Raw genomic sequence first — 19,366 nt, forward strand, 5'->3', positions numbered from 1 at the left:
CAATACAGATAACGATATACCTCAGAAACCCAGCATCGTATGTTCAACATGGATCAGTATGCCGGCCGCATATGATTTCTGAGGGTATCCTTCGGCAGACACGTATTGGCTGCGCGCGATGCACGCCTCTAGAAATTCACGATAATCAGTCCATCATGCACGGCGACGCTGCCCTTCGCCGGCCAATGGGGCATGGACTGCACGATGGCATTCGCCTTATCCATCTGTGCGCTCGAGGGATACTCGTACTTCACGCCCTGGGCATTGAGGAACTGGTTCTTCACCCAGGTTCCATGCGCAGTGGAGAACGTGATCTCGTACAAGGAACGCCCGACCAGAGCAAGCTGGCTGCTGTCATAGCAATCCTTATTGCGCTGGGGCACATGGGATCCGACGAATACGACGGGCAATTCAGGGGTCTCCCCGTACCCAAGATCGTCAATACGCGTTTTGATCTCATACGACAACTGCACATCCTGGCCGTAGGTGACCGCTTCCGTGTAAAAGATACGATTCACGATGAATCCCTGATTCAGTCCTATGGCGGCTACGCACACCCAGGAGACGATCAGTCCTGCAGGGATCAAGGATGATACATAACCCGCTATATAAAACACCGCAAACGCAAACGCAACCGCATAGCTCAGCTCGGTACGCACGGAAGGCGTCGAACCCAAAATGACGGACATCAGCATCGGCGAGACGCAGATGGCGACACCGATCAGCAGGCTGATCACGCCGATATCATGCCGACCGATCCGGACAATCAGCACCACAAGAAACAGAACAAACGTAACCGAGGCGATCAACGTATAGAAGATGCCGCTGCCCGTATACATATCCTTGGCATGCAGCAGCACTGCTTGCGCAATATCTCCGACCGAGTCCTTGCCCCAACGTGATTGGTCGCTCGTGTACGAGCTTGGTTCAATACCCAGCACAGACATGACGATACGGTTGATGGCGGCGTACAGCGCATATGCGCAGGCGAAGCAAACGACGCACAAAGCCACCCAGACCCCACGTTGCTTGGATTTCCTCTCATCGCCGGTGAAACGAACAACATATATGAATGCCGTACCTGCGATGAACAAGGTAACCATGGCCAAGTACACGGAAAAAGCGACGAAAGCAAGAACAAGCGCCGTGATATAGCATGCCGCCCGTTTGGCGCCGGAATGGCTCGATCCTCGGAACACGCAAAGCAACGACAGCGCCACGAACATCATCGAAAGCGCGATCTCCGGTCCTTGCAGCAAAAAGCCGAGCTGTTCCGCGAGCACCGGCGAACACACCAGTGGAATGATGAAGAACGCTGGACGAGACCTGTTCTTTTCCGGGGCAACGGCATACAACAGATAGCTCCAAGCCAGCGCCGCCGCGCCGAAGCAAACCACCGTCAAGAACGAGGACAACGCATTGTTGTACCAGTACAATCCGGTAACTTTTTTCAGCAGGATCAGGCCGTATCTGCCTAATTCGTACCACGAATCGTACAAAGCGTCAGGAACGCTGATCATCGACTGAGTATCGATGGAGAAAGTGTTGCCGAACAGCTTCAGCCCGTATCCCAGCAGCAGAAAGAACCCCGAAACCGCCACATCCACACGGTACTTCGACAGAAATGAAAAGAGCCTTTCATTCCCATGAGGTTCTTCACTCCGTATATCGCTATCTGTTTGTACCGTTGGAATCGCGAAAGCCACCATTCGTCACATGCTAGCACACCGAGCTCAACGCATGGCACGGTATTCAGGACTCTTCACACAACGTCATACGAACACACACCCATGACTCTGGAGCTGCCCTAGCCGGTCACGGGCCAAAAACGGAGAGCCCCCAAGGATGAGCGCTTCCTCATGTTCAATGCGTTGCGATAAACTATCGTTGTTTTAATAAGTAGATCTTGATTGCTTGTGCTCTTCGTTTATGAAAGGACCCTATTATGCGATTCTCTGGTCCGACACCCCCCACTCGTCTCGGTATCTTTTTCTTCTATGACCGGGACGGCGTCGTCGATGACTACGTGACCACGCTTCTGGATGGTTTTCGGCCTCATTTCAGCGATCTGACGATCGTCGTCAACGGCAAGCTGAATGACGAGGGCCGCGCCAAGTTCCTTTCCTATACCGACAATCTGATCGTGCGCGAGAATAAGGGCCTCGACGCCTGGGCATACAAGACGGCGCTCGATTCCTACGGGTGGAAGAAGCTTGAAGCCTTCGACGAAATCGTATTGTTCAACGCCACCATCATGGGACCGGTCTATCCGTTCTCGGAGATGTTCGATGCCATGAACAAACGCGACTTGGATTTCTGGGGAATCACGAAATTCCACAAAGTTCCGAAGGATCCTTTCAACCGCAGCCCGTACGGGTACCTTCCTGAGCACATTCAATCCCATTTCCACGCCTACCGCAGGAGCTTGCATACCAGTCAGGCATTCCGCGACTACTGGGACAACCTTCCCGAGATCAAGGACTATTTCGATTCGGTCGGGTTGCATGAATCACTGTTCACCAAACGATTTGCCGACAAGGGTTTCACCTGGGACGTATATGTGAATACCGACGACCTTGAGGGATTCTCCTATGGTCCGATCACCTACGCGGCGAAGAAGCTCGTCGCCGAAAAGCGATGCCCGATTTTCAAGCGTCGATCGTTTTTCCACGATTATCAGGATGTCATGACACAGGCCGTAGGCAACGCGGCGTTGGATCTTTATGAATATCTGCGCGACCACACCGATTACGATACGGATCTCATATGGCAGAACGCGCTGCGAACCATGAACCTGGCCGATCTGATGAAGAATCTCCATCTCGATTACGTGTTGCCGCAATCGGTAGCAGTACCCATTCCCGACGGTCTGCGCATCGCATTGGTCATACATGTGTATTACATGGATCTGCTTGACCAAACCATCCGATATATCCGTTCCATGCCTGCGGGAAGCGACATCATCATCACTGTCGGTTCTGACGATAACAGACAACTGGTCGAGGAGCGCTGCAGCGGCCTTCCTTATCATGTAGACGTACGACTTATCGAGAACCGCGGTCGTGATGTCAGCGCGTTGCTCATCGGAGGTGGCGCGGATCTCATGAAATACGACTACGTCTGCTTCGCGCACGACAAGAAAGTCACCCAGCTTTCCCCCCAAAGCATCGGGGACGGATTCGCATACAAGTGCTTCGAGAACATCCTGGCGTCCAAAGAATACGTCAGCAACGTCATTCAGCTGTTTGAAAGCAATCCCCGTTTGGGCATTGCCATGCCGACCCCGCCCAACCATGCCGACTATTTCCCCGGGTATACGTTCCCGTGGGGTCCCAATTTCGATGGCACGAAAAAGCTGCTCGAGGATCTGGGCTTCAGCGTCCCCCTGGATGTCATGAAAGAACCCGTCGCCCCCATGGGCACCATGTTCTGGTTCCGGCCACAAGCGTTCCACGGTCTGCTGGACAGGGAATGGAAGTATACCGATTTCCCGCCGGAGCCCAACAAAGTCGATGGTTCCATGCTGCATTTCGTGGAACGTGCATATGGTTACGTACCTCAGGGGAATGGCTTCTACTCGGCATACATCTTCTCGGACCGTTTCGCCCGTATCGAAATCACCAATTTGTCTTACGAATTGCGTGAAATGACCAAGTCCGTCACCGATCCGTGGATTCGCCCGAACCTGTACCAGACCACGATAGCGGTTCTTGAGGGCAAGCGTTTCCGGTATACGCTTCTGCGCATCATCAAGAACATCGTCAAACGCACACCGATTATCGGACCTGCTCTGGTAAAGGCGCACGTACACCAAATGGAATTGGAAGGGCGTTCCTGATATGGCATCACAGACCATCAACAAACGCCCCCGACTGTTCTACCTGGATTTCGTGCGAGCCATAGCCGTCGTCCTGATCGTCATCACCCATTTCAACAACCCGTTCCTTGCCGATCGGCCCATATTCGCCAACGAACCGTTCGGAATATATATCGGAGGGTGGGGCGTATCGCTGTTCCTGATCATTTCCGGAGCGGCGCTCATGTATACTCATGATGAGCCTGAACATATGGATCTGCGCACGTTCTACTGGAAACGGTTCAAGGCGATCTACCCGATGTTCTGGATCGCATTCATCATCGCCAATGCCTATCTCTTCCTGCATAACGGCGCTATCGTCGCGGCGCAGGCCCCAAAGTGGAGCCTCATATTCTCCGTCCTCGCGGTTGATGGGTTTCTGGCCAACGCCGGAATCCCCACATTCTATACACTGGGCGAATGGTTCCTGGGATTCATCATCATTTTCTATATCGCATTCCCCCTGCTCCGGGCAGGAGTTAAGAAACATCCATACTGGACAGCCGCAATCATCGCTGCGGCGTATGCCATCACGATCTTCGCCCCGCTTCAACTGCACGGCATGCCCAAGGACCTGCTGCTGACCACACGACTGCCAGAACTTATTTTTGGCATGTACTTTGTCAGATATATAAAGAAAGTGCCCCACATCATGGGAGTCGTGGCGCTTGCGGTACTTGTCGTTCAGCAATTCACCACGATATTGTCGGGAAACATAGCCGTCACCGTAGTGGGCATTGCCAGTTTTCTTGTATTGGTGTGGATATCTGAGTGGGTAAACATCCGTCCTGTACGGACAGTGATCAAGTCGCTATCTAAATATTCCTACCCAATTTTCCTGGTGCATCATCAGGTTATCATCCAGATCTTTTCAAAGGTCAATTTCTCCGCACTGGGAACGGCAAACGCCTACCTGCTGTTTACCGTCGATTTCATGATCATCATGGGGTTGTCGATAGTGCTTTTCAAGCTGAACAAAAGTACCATCGACTACGTAAAATCCATGTTCATCGCGCCTGTGCAAAGCACCCAAGCATGACTAGGGCCCATGGCCATTCCGCCATGGGCCCTTCGTGGATGAGCTCCGCAAGGATTTCCGCTCCATCACCGCAATTATCGAAGCTTGTTCTTCAACGCACGATATGTTTGTATCGGCTGGTTCACGACGGCGGTTTGCAAGGCGTCATAATCGCGTTTCAGCACTTCACAGTCATGGGCATATGACTGTCTCTGAGCGTCGAATAGCCGTACCAGGCCGATATTGGTCTGCAGCGCCTCGTCCAGTTCCCTCACCCTGGCGTTCAGCCCCTCGACATGGCTCTTATGCGTGAAGAAACCCTGCACAAGGTCAGAGAACGCGGAGGCCTGATCCAATGCATTCTCATGTCCCGGTTCGCGTCCTGACACGAATTCCAGCATCGTGTCGAAATGACGGTCGATCTTATCTTGGATGCCGCTGAAATCAAACCTGCTCTGCGATTCCAGAGCCTCAAATGTTGTGGCGCACAGCCGGCGGCTATCCGTCACGTAATACCGACCGTATCCAAGCTGATCGTACAAATCACGAGTCTTTTTGGTCTGCTGATAGTCGAACCCGACAATGGTACGACCGAACACAGAGGCCGTGACCGAACCGTGCAGGCTTGTACCCACATATACACTGCAGTTGGCCAGCACTCCGATGATCTCAATCAGCGATAACGGATCTCGCGCCATCAATGCTTCGAATGGCAGCCGACTCCGTACTTCCTGCAGGATGTTCTCATCGCCGTGCGTATAGGCGAGGGGGAGCAGCACGATCCGGTAACCACGCTCATGCAACTGGGTGAGCGTATCCACCGCACCGGGGATCGCATCGGATGGAATGAACCTATTACAGTGAAACACCGCATATCGTTCCACACCGGGGAACACGGCGTCTTTTGCCTCTCGCAGTTCACGCCCGGAAGCGATGCTCCTCAGAGAAAACCCGGTATCGGGAACCTGCGTGATGCGCTGGGGCTCAATCCCGTTATCGATGAGCACTCGCCGGGAAAAAGCGTTCCGCACACTGAGATAATCGACATTGTCGAACACCAGATGCGCGATCTCACGGCTGACCTCAAAATCGAACGGGATGCCGGGTGCATTCCACAGCAATTTCACACCATATTTCATTTTCATGAAGCATGGAACGAGCCAGACCTTATCCATGGGATAGTCCGTGTAGTCATCGCTACCAAACGTAAGCTTCTGCCCGAATCGATGCCAGTGTATGATTTCTCCGCCACCGACGACTATGGCATCGAATGGCTGTTCACGATGCATCCGCTCCATATCGTCCAAGGAGAAGACCTGGGAATTCTCCACGAAACTTTCCCTAGCCGCAAAGGGGGAAAACAGCACAACATCGCCATCATATCCCCTTTGCGACAGCTCGTTCCTGAATACCAGAGGAAACAGATGATCTCCATAATTGGGAATATCAAAAACACCGCATAAAGCGATACGCCCCATGTTACCTCCTTCGCCGTTGCTTACTCAGGGCACTTGGATATCGCATGGCTATGGATTTCGATCAGGAGCACTCAGCGGATTTCATAATTGACTGGATCTTGGTGTTGTCACCCCAAACCGCAGGGGAATCGTACGGACGATCCGGGAAAGCTCCGTAATCAAGCGTGATATCCAAATGGTTTTCCGCAATGTACTGCTCGACACGTTCAGCGAGAGACATCGGCTGCCCCGTGCAACAGTTGATGATGCCGTTGACCTCATCCTGCGAGACCACCGCAGCGATCTGCTTGGCCAACACGTCCACATTGATGAAATCGTACTTGTTCTTGCCCGTGGTAAAGGGGAAGGTCTTCTTTCCCTCCTGGGCAGCCGCGAGCAACTTCGAAAAGATCGAATTCCCCCGCGCATCATCGCCAACGATGTAATACGCACGTATCCATTGGGCGGTCGCTTCGTGCTGCTGGGCCAGCAGCAAGGTGGATTCCCTCAGGGCATTCTTCGCGATGCCGTACATCGAAGCAGGGTGGCAAGGAGTGTTCTCATCAATGGCGCCTTCCCAATATCCGACCTCATGCATGGACCCCATGACGGCAATTTGCCGCAGTCCTTCATCAAGCATTGTTTTGATGAAATGGTAGTGCCCGGACAGATCTCCCATATGCGCATCGGAATTATGCTTGAATCCATCGCGCCAAGCCATATGCAAACACACGTCGGGACTTCCGAGTCGCTCGAACAGGCCCTCACTGGGAGCGAACAAATTCGCTTCCACTTTCCGCGCGCGCGGATCAACGTCTTTGAGCCGGATATCCGACGCTATGACTTCGTGGCCCGCATCCAACAGAGCCTCAACAACATGCCGACCGATATAGCCGCCAGCCCCGGTAACGAGAATTCTTTTTGCCATACTTACAGAGTGTACCAGCGCCTAACATCAGCAAGGAACCTAGTGTGATGCTCGACGCGCTTCTTTCAAAGCCGAGTCGAGCAACACGCACTCACAGCATCAGCGCCCGGGCACCATTCAAGCGGCGACCTTTATCACGAAATGCCCAGAGAGGCAATCCGTATCGCCCTGTCGCTCAATATGCCATTTTCGCTGTTGCGATCATTACGAACGGCAAAGTAGCAGCTGTTATCGTCATTGGTAAAGGCTATGAATTGAGGCTTCTCCGGATCGTCTTCCGACCGTACCCTCATTGTGGCGAATATCCGGTACTCACCGTTGTTGAACATGTCAAGAGGGATGGAGAATTTCGCGGTATGATGCCCCTGCTGAATAGGCACCCCCATGTACTCGGTCTGCGTGTCGACATCGTAGATCTGCCCGCCTCGCCGTGCATCCTGAAGAATGATTCCCATGTACGCGGGAATCGGCTCATTGAACTCATACTCAATCTGGAATTCGAATGGCGCCGTCCCGTTCACGACCTCGGAGCCCGTATGCGTGACATTGAGCACGGGAACACGGGAGTTCAACCCGGTCGGGCGTTTCAGCCCCTCCTGTGCCTTGGTCTTGAAGATGTCATTATTCTGGGCATTCTCCAAGCTGTATTGATCCGCCACCTCACGAGGATCACCTGATACGATGATTTCGCCGTCCTTGATCAAAATGGCCTTGTTGCAGTATCGCTTCATCGAGGCCATGCTGTGGGTCACGAGAATCACCGTTTTGGAGGGGTCCGCCTTGACGCTCTTGAAGAAGGCGTCACATTTCTTCTGGAACGCCTCATCGCCGACGGCAAGGACCTCGTCCAATACGAGAATATCGCCCTGCGCTTTGATCGCCACTGAGAACGCCAATCTCACCTGCATGCCGCTGGAGTAATTCTTCAGCTTCTGATCCATGAACTCCCCGAGTTCGGCGAATTCCACAATATCGTCGTACATCTCATCGATTTCGGCACGGCTGAAACCCAGCAAAGCACCATTAAGATATACATTTTCGCGGCCCGTCAGCTCCGGATTGAAACCGACGCCAAGCTCGATGAACGGAACGAGCTTGCCGTTCACCTGCACCGTGCCCTTCTCCGGCACATAGATCTGAGAGATGATCTTCAGCAACGTGGACTTGCCCGACCCGTTACGTCCCACGATGCCGAAAAAATCACCTTTCCGCACTTCAAAGGTGATGTCTCGGAGCACTTTCTGTTCCGTATACCCTTTGATGCCCTTGGTCCAATTCAGAAAGGCCATCTTCAGACCGCTCGCCTGCTCGGTGGGCAGGCGGAATGACTTAGCCACATGATCGACTTTAAGCACCACAGGCTGATCCGCATCACTGGTACCCGCCACGTTCACTGTAATGCCACCCATATCACAGCACCTCCGCAAACTTGGCGCAATGCTTGCGGAACACGCACACGCCCAAGATCAAAATAACAACTGTCAGAATATACGGCACCAAGCACAGCCATGGATGGCCGACGAAAGACCACACCGTAGGTATATATTCCGGAGACAGCAGATTATGACGGATATCCATGATGGCCTGCGTGCTCGGATTGAGCATAAGCAGTTTAGACGCCCAGGCAAAATCAGGAGCACGCTCGGAGATCATGCTAATCGGGTAAATAATGGGGGTGGCATAGAAGGCTGCCTGCATGACGACGTCCCAAATATGGACGATATCCCGAAAATATACATATAGCGTGCTCAGCAGCAAAGCGATGCCCAGTGCCAGGAGATACAGCTGAAGAATGCTGAGCGGCACCAATATAATGCGCCACGTGTAGTGGGCATTGGCAAAGAATCCAAAGCAGATGACCACCACCAGATTGATGCCCAGCGAGATCATCGATCCCATGGTGTTGGACGCGACGATAATGTAATTCGGAAAATGCACCTTGCGCAGCAGGTCTCCACGGTCGACTATGCCTCTCATGCCCACAGTCGTGGCCTCCGTGAAAAACGACCACAGGCATGTGCCGCACAGCAACGAAATGGGGAAAGTCGGGGTTCCATCGGAGAACTTCAAGAATCGCACAAAAACCACATACATGACAGCAAACAGCATCAGCGGTCTCAGCACGGACCAAGCCATTCCCAGGAAGGATCCCTGATACCGCAGCTGAAAATCGGTTTTCACCAATTCGCGAAACACAATCAGCGAATAGCGGTACTTGTCTTTCGTCCGCCGCATTAGTTCTTTCATAAGCACTCAATTCTAACAAACACGGTGTATGCGCCCGCTTCCCATCCGCACCGCTACCCATGTCGGCGCGGTACTCAGTGACAGCTACTATATACACTATGACTGAATTCGCTCCGAAGAATATTATTGTGACCGGTGGCTGCGGCTTTATCGGTTCGAATTTCGTGCACTACGTGTACAACAATCATCCCGACGTGCATGTCACCGTGCTGGACGCCCTGACGTATGCGGGCAATCTCGAGAACATCAGGGGCATTCTCGGGGATCGTGTCGAGTTCGTGCACGGCAACATCTGCGATGCGGAGCTGCTCGACAAGCTGGTGCCCGGCCACGACGCGATCGTGCACTACGCGGCCGAATCCCACAACGACAATTCCATAGCGAACCCCGAACCGTTCCTGAAGACGAACGTGGAGGGCACGTTCCGCCTGCTGGAGGCCGCGCGCAAGTACGACGTGCGCTACCACCACGTTTCCACCGACGAGGTGTACGGCGATCTGGCGCTGGACGATCCGGCGAAGTTCACCGAGGAGACCCCGTACCATCCGTCGAGCCCGTATTCGTCGACGAAGGCGAGCTCGGACCTGCTGGTGCGCGCATGGCACCGCACCTTCGGGGTGCGCATGACCATCTCGAACTGCAGCAACAATTACGGCCCGTACCAGCATGTGGAGAAGTTCATCCCCCGGCAGATCACGAACATCCTCGAAGGGATCCGGCCGAAGCTGTACGGCGACGGACTGAACGTGCGCGACTGGATCCATACGGAGGATCACAGCTCCGCGGTGTGGACGATCCTGACGAAGGGCCGTCTCGGCGAGACCTATCTGATCGGCGCGAACGGGGAACGCAACAACATCACCGTATTGCGCGACATCCTGACGGTGATGGGCCGGGATCCCGATGACTTCGACCATGTCAAGGACCGTCCGGGACATGACCGCCGCTACGCGATCGATTCGACCAAGCTGCGGACCGAACTGGGATGGCGTCCTACGCACACTGATTTCCAGAAGGGTTTGGAGAAGACCATCGCCTGGTACACCGAGAACCGCGCGTGGTGGGAACCCGCCAAGGCCGCAACCGAAGCACGATACAAGCGACAAGGACAATGAGCGCGGGGCTGAAGGACCATCCCGCCCGGTTGTGAGATTCGAAGCGACAAGGAGCTTACCGTGGATTTCGAGAAGGAACTGAACGTCACCCATACCAATATTCCCGGTTTGATGGTGTTCGATCTGCCAGTGCACGGAGACAACCGCGGCTGGTTCAAGGAGAACTGGCAGCGGGCCAAGATGACCGCCCTGGGGTTGCCGGACTTTGGCCCGGTGCAGAACAACATATCATTCAACGCGAAGAAGGGCGTCACGCGAGGCATCCATGCCGAGCCATGGGATAAGTACATCTCTATCGCCACCGGCTCCGTTTTCGGCGCATGGGTCGATCTGCGTCCCGGGGAAAGTTTCGGGCAGGTGTACACGACCCGTCTGGATCCGTCTCGCGCGATCTATGTGCCTCGTGGCGTGGGCAACAGCTTCCAGGCATTGGAAGATGGTACCGCATACACCTATCTGGTCAATGCGCATTGGAGTCTGGAACAGAAGAAGACTTATACCTTCGTGAATCTGGCCGACCCCGAGCTCGGAATCCAATGGCCGATTCCGCTGGAAGAATCGGAACGGTCCGAAGCGGATCTTCACCATCCGATGCTCAAGGACGCCAAACCGATGGAGCCGAAACGCACCATGGTCTTTGGAAGCAACGGCAAGCTCGGCCGGGCCGTTCGCCAGTATGCAGAAGAGCACTCCTTGCACGGTTTCGAATACCATGACACGGATACCTTCGACATCGCCGGCGCCGACGCATATGCGCAAATCGATTGGGATTTGTACGGAACCATTATCAATGCCGCGGCCTTCACCGCGGTGGACGCGGCGGAAACGCCATCGGGACGCAAGCAGGCGTGGAAGACCAACGTTCAAGGCGTGAGGAACCTGGCCAAAGTAGCCACTGATCACAAGATAACACTCGTTCATATCTCCAGTGATTATGTGTTTGACGGCATCAAGGCAATGCATACGGAGAATGAGGAATTCGCTCCTCTGGGCGTGTATGGGCAAACGAAGGCGGCAGGCGACGCCCTCGTCGAGAACGTGCCGCAACACTATCTGCTTCGTTCGAGCTGGGTCATCGGAGAAGGCCGTAATTTTGTGACGCGCATGCTGAGCCTGGCACAAACCGATCAGACGGCCGAAGCGCCCTCCGACCAGTTTGGCCGTCTGACCTTCACCGGAGATATGGCCGGCGCCATTTTTCATCTGCTGAACACGAGCGCCCCTTACGGCACGTATAACATGACCGGATCCGGCCGTGTAGCCAGCTGGTACGATATCGCGAAGCTTGTTTTCACGGCGGCGCAAGCCGATCCCGATCGTATTGTCGCCAACTCCGTCGAAGAGTATGCCCGGGAGCATCATGCGGCGCTCCGCCCCAGGAATTGCTCTCTCGATCTATCCAAGCTCGAGTCGACCGGATATCGGCCGGCCGATTGGGAGGAATCACTGAAAACCTATCTCGCAAAGGAGCTTGATAAGTGAAGGGAATCATACTAGCCGGGGGATCCGGGACACGGCTGTACCCGCTTACCACGGTCACGTCCAAACAGTTGCTGCCGGTATACGACAAACCGATGATCTACTATCCTTTGAGCGTGTTGATGATGGCGGGGATCCGTGACATCCTCATCATCTCGACGCCTAAGGACCTTCCGAATTTCGAGAAATTGCTTGGCGACGGGTCGCAGTATGGCGTGAACTTCAGCTACAAAGTACAGCCAAGCCCCGATGGTCTGGCGCAAGCGTTCATTATCGGCGAGGATTTTATCGACGGAGAGGCATGCGCCCTCGTTCTCGGTGACAATATCTTCTATGGCAACGGACTTGGCAAGGTGCTCCGCCGCGCGGTTGCCGTCAAACATGGCGCTACGGTGTTCGGATACTATGTGGACGATCCGGAACGGTACGGCGTGGTGGAGTTTGACAGCAACCACAAGGCCGTCTCAATCGTAGAGAAACCGGCTCATCCCGCAAGCAACTATGCGGTGACCGGGCTGTACTTCTATGATGAGCGCGTCACAGAGTTCGCGAAACGGGTCAGGCCTTCAGCGCGAGGGGAACTTGAGATCACTGATCTGAATCAGATGTATCTTGATGATGGGTCGCTCACCGTGCAAACACTGGGACGCGGTTACGCGTGGCTTGACACGGGAACCATGGACAGCCTTTATGAGGCTGGCGAATTCGTAAGAACCGTTCAGCGCGCGCAGGGGCTACCGATTGCGGTCGCCGAAGAAATCGCATTCGAAAACGGGTGGATCACACGGGACGAATTGCTGAGCGCTGCAACCAAATACGGCAAATCCCCGTATGGGAAGCACCTGCTCAGCGTGGCGGAGAACAAGATCATCAGCCGCCCCTCAGATGATCCTCAGGCCATTGGCTGATCTCTTGTCCGCTGTTCCAGCATAGTGCTGGCTTTTGCATACAGTAGCCGTGTGCGGTGAAACCCACTGCACACGGCTACTGTATGCATCGCCTATGCATCGCCGCGACTGCGCAGCCGAATGCAAATTCAGCTCACACCAAACGCATATGTCTTGGTATCCGCCAATCGATTGTCCGATGTATACACTTCATAGTGGGTCCAGTAAATACCCTTTTGCGGCGCCCAGTAGGCCCATTGCCCCTTGAATCCCTTGACCCAGCGTTTCCGGGAAACGTCATATATTTTCATCTCGTACCTGGCGTGAGGATTGTTGGAGGATTCTCCCAGCAAAACGCGATTCCCTTCCCACCCGGAATATGTCCCCGTATTCCGGGTGGTCCCGGGATGGTATGCAAACGCGATGGTCGAGGATCCGACCAACGCTTTGGTCAATGAATCACGAACCTCAAGGTGAAGCCAATAGTCGCCTTTGTTGTCCCGCCAACTGGCCCAATTCGAACCGTTCCAGTCAGTGATCTTCTTCCATTTCTTCGCGCTGAGATCGTATGATTGCCACTTATATTCCAAGTTGTCCGAAAAATAGCCTACTGCGGCGCCAATTGCCACATCTTCCTCCCTGACAACCCATGTCATCTGTATGGTGGCCTCATATTCCCCATACCCGAACGCGTTCAGATCCACACGTCCCGGAATGCCCTTGACGGAGCCCTGCGAGCTGTACTGCCACCCGCGGAAATTGGACGATAGGTTCTCGAAAGTCATACGGTCGTTATACTGGGCGATCCAGCTGACCTTCACATGGATGCTCGCCGAATCGAGCGGGCCGTTGAGATAGTCCGTATACGAGTACACGCTGAGATTGGTGTATCCGTTGGCCTTCATACGCGAGTACCAGTTGTTGACGATGCCCTCGTACACATTCGGGCTGGTTGGCGGCTTATGCCCGGCCCATGTCCACCGTTCCAGATCGTAATAGGCCGGATACGCCAGATCGCCATTGCTCACACCGAGGTCACGCATCGTCCCGGACAGACTATCTCCTTCCTCGGCCGCATAGCTCGCATCGTACGCATACGAATACCAATAGATGCCAAAGGGTATCCCCAAACGCCTGCATTCGTTGATGTTGCGTCGGGCCTTCTTGTCCACGTTGTCGACACCGTAGCCAAGACGGATGATCGCTCCCTCCACTCCGGAGTCCTTGACCAACTTCCAGTCGACATCGCCATTATGTTCCGAAACGTCGATTACACCGCGCGCCTGCTGGGCGAACAGGTGGCCATTACCTTGAAAGAATGCAGGTGTGCCGTTGTAGGTGCCCCAATAAGCACCGTTCTTGTTCTGCAGAGCCACGACACGCACGATCGGGTTCGCTGACTCACGATACGCCGACTGGCTGGCCGAACCAGATACGGCAGCGTGGTCGAGAGCCCCAGCCACTCCTTCGCCGGCGCTGTCGCCATCCAATGGACTTCCCGCTTGCCCCGAACCGCCTACCGACTCGTCCACCGCATCCTGAGACCGCTCCTCCTGTGCCTGTGCGTCCGGCATCTCCGTATCCTGCGGTTTTGCGTTCACGTCACCACCGTTTGCGGCGACTGCATCCTTCACTGCCGCCGCCTCGACCGGAATGAACGACTGGCCATCGGTCTTGGTCAATGGATCGGCCGGCGTGTCAACGGTACCGACAAGCGAGGGATCCGTTACCGACGCGCCGGTCTCGATATCCTTGATTTCGCCATCGACGGATACCGCGAGGCGTTGTGCGACCACAGTCGCGTCGTCGCCGATTGCCTCGCTTACCTGTGAGGGCAGCTTGGCCTCAGGATTCTCCGGCATCGCATCGTCGGAGGCCGCTGTCTGATCGGCGAGCTGAACAACGCCTGATCGATCACGCCGGCCGGCGGACATCGTGGCGGTACCCGTATCGACGGTGGCGTCAGTCAACGCTATCGCCGGCGCCGCGGTCAACAGCCCGGTCACGGCCACCGATACGATACCGGCGATCAGACTTTTGAACGGTACTGGCATCAGATACCTCAATCCCCTTACGCCGACGATGCACGCCGGCAACAACACGCTGATGCCCAGCCTACCCGAAAGACTCACCCATGCCGGCCTCGGCCGGAGTCTGGTTGCCGAAGGCGCGGTGCGGCAGCGCCCGCCACGCGGCGACGAACACCTCGTGCAGCTTCGCACGGGCGGGCGGTATATCCAGAATGTGCGCGTTGGCCATCGTGTCGAACAGCTCTTCAAACAGATCGTCCGCCGACTGACGGATCGGCGAGCGCCAGATCGCCACCGCCATATCCTCCCACGTCACCAATACGTCAGTCAGCATCCGCGCGGCGAGATACTGGTCGCGGATCGTGTCCGCCCGATCAGCCATCGCTTCCAGACGCTCGCGTTCGGCGCCGGTCGCCGCCGCGATCTTACTGGCCGTGAACGGCATGCGGTAGTACTGCTTGAGCGTGCGGTCGTCGGTGATGTCGTCGAGCTGCTCGCACAGCAGCGCCTCGAAATCCCACATATTCGCCAGCTCGTCGCGCCACCGGTCGAAAACCGACCGCGTCAGCTGGCGCCAGCCGTCATCGACGGCGATCGGCAGGCTCAGCGCCGGCTCCGTCGGCATCATCCACTGGCCATTCACCTTCGCGATGCGCATGCCCAACAGGCCGACGTTGGATCCGGTCGGCGCCAGGAATGCGCTCAGCCGTTCATCCGTCAGCGTGTACAGCGTACCGTTCTGCACGTCCTCCACGGTCACCCGGCGCTTGTCCGGCACCACGCCGCGCACCCAGAACAAGGACACGAGCTGCGAGGCTGCGACCTGCCGGTACCGTTCCACCAATGCCGGATCCGCACCCTCGGGAGGGTTGTCCACAAAGAATTCGATCGGCGTCAGGCTGTTCACGGCATCATCGAATGCCTCCTTCGGAGCGGAATCATCGTCAAGGGGCAGCGGATCGCCCTCGCCCCACGATTCGGACCGTTCCGGAGTCCACGAGAAGGCGATCCATTCCTCGCCGGCATACACATAGGCGTCCGACTCCATATCGACACGGCTTTCCGGGTCATCCGCGCCGACCGCCATATCGAAGGACTCATACGCGGGCATCAGCGCGCCGATCCCCCGCATCTCGCTGTAGTGATTGAGGATCGCCCCGCACCGCACCGGCCAGCGATCGTCGTTGCCGGGATGAGCGGCGCCGGCCGCATCATCGGGATTCCCCGCGCCGTCCTTGCCATCCGCACCGGGGTCGGCCGGCATCTGAGGCTCGTGCCACCATTGCACCGGATTCTTCAGATACTCCGGATGGTCCTTATTCGAATAGGCGATGCTTCCCCTGCCATAGTCATCGACGGAATCGTCGACATAGCCATCATCATCCGACGCAGCGCCTTCAAAGCCGTTCCTCTTGGCACCGGGACGACCCGCGTTCCGGTCGATCGGCTCGTCGTCATACAGCCGTTCTTCGTCGAACAACCCGTCATGGGCATCGCCCGGGTCAACCTCGATCGGGGCCTTGCCGTGCAGCGACTGGTGCGGCAACAGATTCCACGCCCTCATGAACAGATTGACCAGCCGCTGCATGTCAGGCATGTCCATCGGCATCGCCCTGCCCGCGGTCCCATCCGTGTCGGCCGCGCCCCCGAACGGGGAACTCATCCCCATTCCCTCCGGCATCACCATGCTCAGGATATCCAGTACGTTGGTGGCGGCGTTGCGGCCCCCATCGCCCCCGTCCGGACGGGGATCCCCGGCATCCTCGCCTTCATGATCGATCAGCGAGCGCAGGCCATCCCACGAATATGGCAGCTCATACCGTTCCCGCAGATCCTCGTATTCCCGTCGCATATGGTCGAGTTCCTCGGCCCGCTCGTCAGGGCTCATCCCGCGGTACGACCGCATGATCTCATACGGGGACGGTCCTTCATCGTCCCCTGCGGCTCCCTGCGCGGCGGCATCGTCCGCGGTGGCGAATCCCATCTCGATCGACACATAGTCCGCGAAGGTCATCGGATTGTCGTTATGCAGGTCGCGCATCATCGCTTTCATCCGCTCGGTCGGTTTGACCGGGCGGAGCCCGATCGGGTTGCCCGGGAAATACCACTGCCCGCGTATGCACGCCAAGCGGACGGACAGCAAGCCGCCCTCGCTGCCGTCCAGGGATTGGCTGGCCAGATGATCATTGATCCGGTACCGCTCGCCGGTGGCGACATCCTCCAAGATCACCGTGTGGCCGGCGGCGCTGGCGCCGACCACCCAGAACGAGCCGGTGAACTGCGAGCGCTCGGCGTCGGTGAGATCCTTGCGCTTCTTGCCGCTCAGCGATTTGCCCTGCAGGGTCAGGTACCGCTCCAGCGAGGTCTGTCCGTTGGGAAAACGGTGATCGAAGATGAACCATTCCATCGCGAACGATCCCAACAGCTCGTGGTCCTCGTCGGTCAGCGGCCGGCCATCGTAGCCGATCTCCTCGTTGAATTCGTCCAAGGCCTCTTCGACCGCCGACCGGTGTACACGCCAGAAATAGTCGAATACCACCGAATATCCCATGAACGGCTTGCCGGACGGCTCACCGGCCGCATTGTCCTGTGCCATATCCGCATCCCTTCCGTATCCGTCTCAGAGTCCGCGGAGCGTCATCGCATCTCGCGCATCCACTGCACCTCCCAGCGTACAGGCTGGATGTGCCGGCCGAGCACCGACACGGCCGTTCTTTCCCCATGATCATCAGTCAAAACCGCCCGCAGCCGGCCGGCGCCCGTCCTCGCCGACCCCGCGGGGTCAGGCCGCGGTTACGCCTCGCACAGCGCGCGGTACTTCGGCCGCAGCCGCATAGGCATACGCGCGCGCATGCTCCTGGCCACGCTGCGCGACAGATCCAGCCGCGACGCGTCATCGCGCAGATCGTCGCTCGTCACGGTGATGACCCGCCACCCCATGTCCTGCAGGTGACGGCGCTTCGTCTGATCGAAGCGGTACTGCGCCCGGGATGTGCGATGGTGATCACCTTGGTATTCCAGCGCGACCTTGTGTTCCGGGTAGGCCAGGTCGATGCGCAGATCATGGTCCAGAAGCCTGTCATACACGGCATGGTTCACTTCCGGGAACGGCAGACCGTGCTGCAGCAGCGCCAGCCGCAGCCGCGTCTCCCACGACGAATCGACACCCTCGGCCATGAACCGCAGGGCGCGCCGGCACTTGGCCTTCCCGCGGAAGCGCAGCTCCGTAAGCAGAAAGTCGCCGAAATCCGACCGGTTGCAGCGGTATATCCCCCGGTCGCCACGCATGATCGAATCCCCGAGCACCACCAGCTCGCCCAGACTGAGCGTATCGGACATCTGCGCCCATGCCGTCAACGGCGACGCGCATTCGAGGCCGGTGCCGCCAATGGCCACGGTGTCCAGAAGGCCTCGCCACACATGGTATTTCACGCCCTTGCGCCGATGCGTCTCGTTGCGGGACGGCACCACGACATGAGCCTCGTCCATGCCGAAGCGCCGCTGCATCGGCAGTTCGATGCCCATCAACGCCAACGCGGTGACATGGCTGAACACCAACGGCGACGCCGAACCCGCCCGTATCCATTCGCATCGCATGACCATGCGCCGCGCGACTTCGTTCAGCGCGGCCTCGCTGATATTATGCGGCCGGCCGCCACCGGGATAGAAGGATCCGGCGTGGTCCCCGGCGCCATCGTGCCGCCGGCCGGCTCCGCGTTCCGCCGCGGCATCACGCTCCCGGGGATAATCGACGTTGTCGTGTTGGACGTTATCGCGTTGGATGTTATCGCGTTGAACGTTCATGATCCGCCTCCGTATCCGCATGCGTGCCGCTCATGGGCACACCATACGGCGGCGCGTAATCCGGCGAAAGCTCCTCGTACAGAAATGTGGATAAGTGGAAAGATCGGGATAACTCGCCCATATCCCCGCACCGGCCATCATCAGGAGGGCTCTTGGTGGCCTACCCTCGAGTTGTCGGTGCGAGGCTCAGTATCACAACCGGTTGCACACCATGTTTTTATCGTTCCAATGCCCTGTTTTCGATGGAGTCTCCGCACCCACGCACCGACAACTCGCATCCGGGGCGCAATCAGGGGCCCTGCGCACGGGCCGTTAGTGTTCTGTCTCACAAATGGTTAAGTGGTTGGTCCTTCCGCTGGATGGATAGCCCTGTGAGCCATCCATAGCGGTGCACGAAGTGTACATCGCATGTGATGTGGCGCCGGAGGGTGGTCGAATGCTTGATGCTGCAGTGGCTTTCGGCCACCCCCCAGTCGGCTTCGCCGACAGCCCCCGCCAGCGGGGGCATGCCACTTCATTATGTACGAAACAAATCGCCAGCGCCC

13 protein-coding genes are annotated in these 19,366 nt (G+C 56.7%); 5 read left to right on the forward strand and 8 right to left on the reverse strand.

Annotated elements, in window-relative coordinates; translation table 11 throughout:
* Positions 1–128: 128 nt before the first annotated feature.
* Positions 129–1,709, reverse strand: coding sequence for a glucosyltransferase domain-containing protein (locus BBSC_RS11705; protein ID WP_081892846.1), 1,581 nt, complete (start codon positions 1,707–1,709; stop codon positions 129–131).
* A gap of 236 nt (positions 1,710–1,945) precedes the next feature.
* On the opposite strand from BBSC_RS11705, the gene BBSC_RS11710 reads away from it, so the two are divergent.
* Positions 1,946–3,838, forward strand: coding sequence for a rhamnan synthesis F family protein (locus tag BBSC_RS11710; RefSeq protein ID WP_033519466.1), 1,893 nt, complete (start codon positions 1,946–1,948; stop codon positions 3,836–3,838).
* Position 3,839: 1 nt separating this feature from the next.
* Positions 3,840–4,895 (forward strand): acyltransferase family protein, encoded by a 1,056-nt coding sequence (locus BBSC_RS11715; RefSeq protein WP_033519467.1) that lies wholly within the window; start codon positions 3,840–3,842, stop codon positions 4,893–4,895.
* A gap of 74 nt (positions 4,896–4,969) precedes the next feature.
* Here the strand turns inward: BBSC_RS11715 and BBSC_RS11720 are convergent, their stop codons facing one another.
* The 4 genes from BBSC_RS11720 to BBSC_RS11735 form a co-directional block, all read right to left on the reverse strand.
* A complete protein-coding gene (locus BBSC_RS11720; protein WP_081892847.1) occupies positions 4,970–6,352 on the reverse strand; it encodes a polysaccharide pyruvyl transferase family protein in 1,383 nt (460 codons plus the stop codon).
* 61 nt (positions 6,353–6,413) lie between these two features.
* Positions 6,414–7,259, reverse strand: a complete 846-nt coding sequence (locus tag BBSC_RS11725) for an NAD-dependent epimerase/dehydratase family protein (RefSeq protein ID WP_033519468.1) — start codon at positions 7,257–7,259, stop codon at positions 6,414–6,416.
* A 134-nt stretch (positions 7,260–7,393) separates the two neighbouring features.
* Positions 7,394–8,668, reverse strand: a complete 1,275-nt coding sequence (locus BBSC_RS11730; RefSeq protein WP_046726050.1) for an ABC transporter ATP-binding protein — start codon at positions 8,666–8,668, stop codon at positions 7,394–7,396.
* 1 nt (position 8,669) lies between these two features.
* The gene (locus tag BBSC_RS11735) at positions 8,670–9,506 is read right to left on the reverse strand and encodes an ABC transporter permease (RefSeq protein WP_033519469.1); all 837 of its coding nucleotides are present in this window, start codon (positions 9,504–9,506) and stop codon (positions 8,670–8,672) included.
* Between the two features lie 98 nt (positions 9,507–9,604).
* Here BBSC_RS11735 and rfbB point away from each other — a divergent pair, with 98 nt between their 5' ends.
* The 3 genes from rfbB to rfbA are packed head-to-tail and all read left to right on the forward strand — an operon-like array spanning position 9,605 to position 13,008.
* Entirely contained in the window at positions 9,605–10,621 is a 1,017-nt protein-coding gene (rfbB, locus tag BBSC_RS11740; RefSeq protein WP_034535399.1) for a dTDP-glucose 4,6-dehydratase, read from the forward strand.
* A gap of 60 nt (positions 10,622–10,681) precedes the next feature.
* Positions 10,682–12,103: a sugar nucleotide-binding protein gene (locus BBSC_RS11745; protein ID WP_033519805.1), complete on the forward strand. Its 1,422-nt coding sequence runs from the start codon at positions 10,682–10,684 to the stop codon at positions 12,101–12,103.
* Positions 12,100–13,008: a glucose-1-phosphate thymidylyltransferase RfbA gene (gene rfbA, locus BBSC_RS11750; protein WP_033519804.1), complete on the forward strand. Its 909-nt coding sequence runs from the start codon at positions 12,100–12,102 to the stop codon at positions 13,006–13,008. The genes BBSC_RS11745 and rfbA overlap by 4 nt, the downstream gene beginning before the upstream one ends.
* Before the next feature lie 128 nt (positions 13,009–13,136).
* Here the strand turns inward: rfbA and BBSC_RS11755 are convergent, their stop codons facing one another.
* The 3 genes from BBSC_RS11755 to BBSC_RS11765 form a co-directional block, all read right to left on the reverse strand.
* Positions 13,137–15,041, reverse strand: a complete 1,905-nt coding sequence (locus BBSC_RS11755) for a glycoside hydrolase family 25 protein (RefSeq protein WP_033519803.1) — start codon at positions 15,039–15,041, stop codon at positions 13,137–13,139.
* 61 nt (positions 15,042–15,102) lie between these two features.
* Positions 15,103–17,613, reverse strand: a complete 2,511-nt coding sequence (locus tag BBSC_RS11760) for a hypothetical protein (RefSeq protein ID WP_033519802.1) — start codon at positions 17,611–17,613, stop codon at positions 15,103–15,105.
* A gap of 197 nt (positions 17,614–17,810) precedes the next feature.
* Positions 17,811–18,821 (reverse strand): hypothetical protein, encoded by a 1,011-nt coding sequence (locus BBSC_RS11765; protein WP_033519801.1) that lies wholly within the window; start codon positions 18,819–18,821, stop codon positions 17,811–17,813.
* Positions 18,822–19,366: the final 545 nt, after the last annotated feature.

The sequence above is a fragment of the Bifidobacterium scardovii JCM 12489 = DSM 13734 genome (assembly GCF_001042635.1).
GTDB lineage: Bacteria > Actinomycetota > Actinomycetes > Actinomycetales > Bifidobacteriaceae > Bifidobacterium > Bifidobacterium scardovii.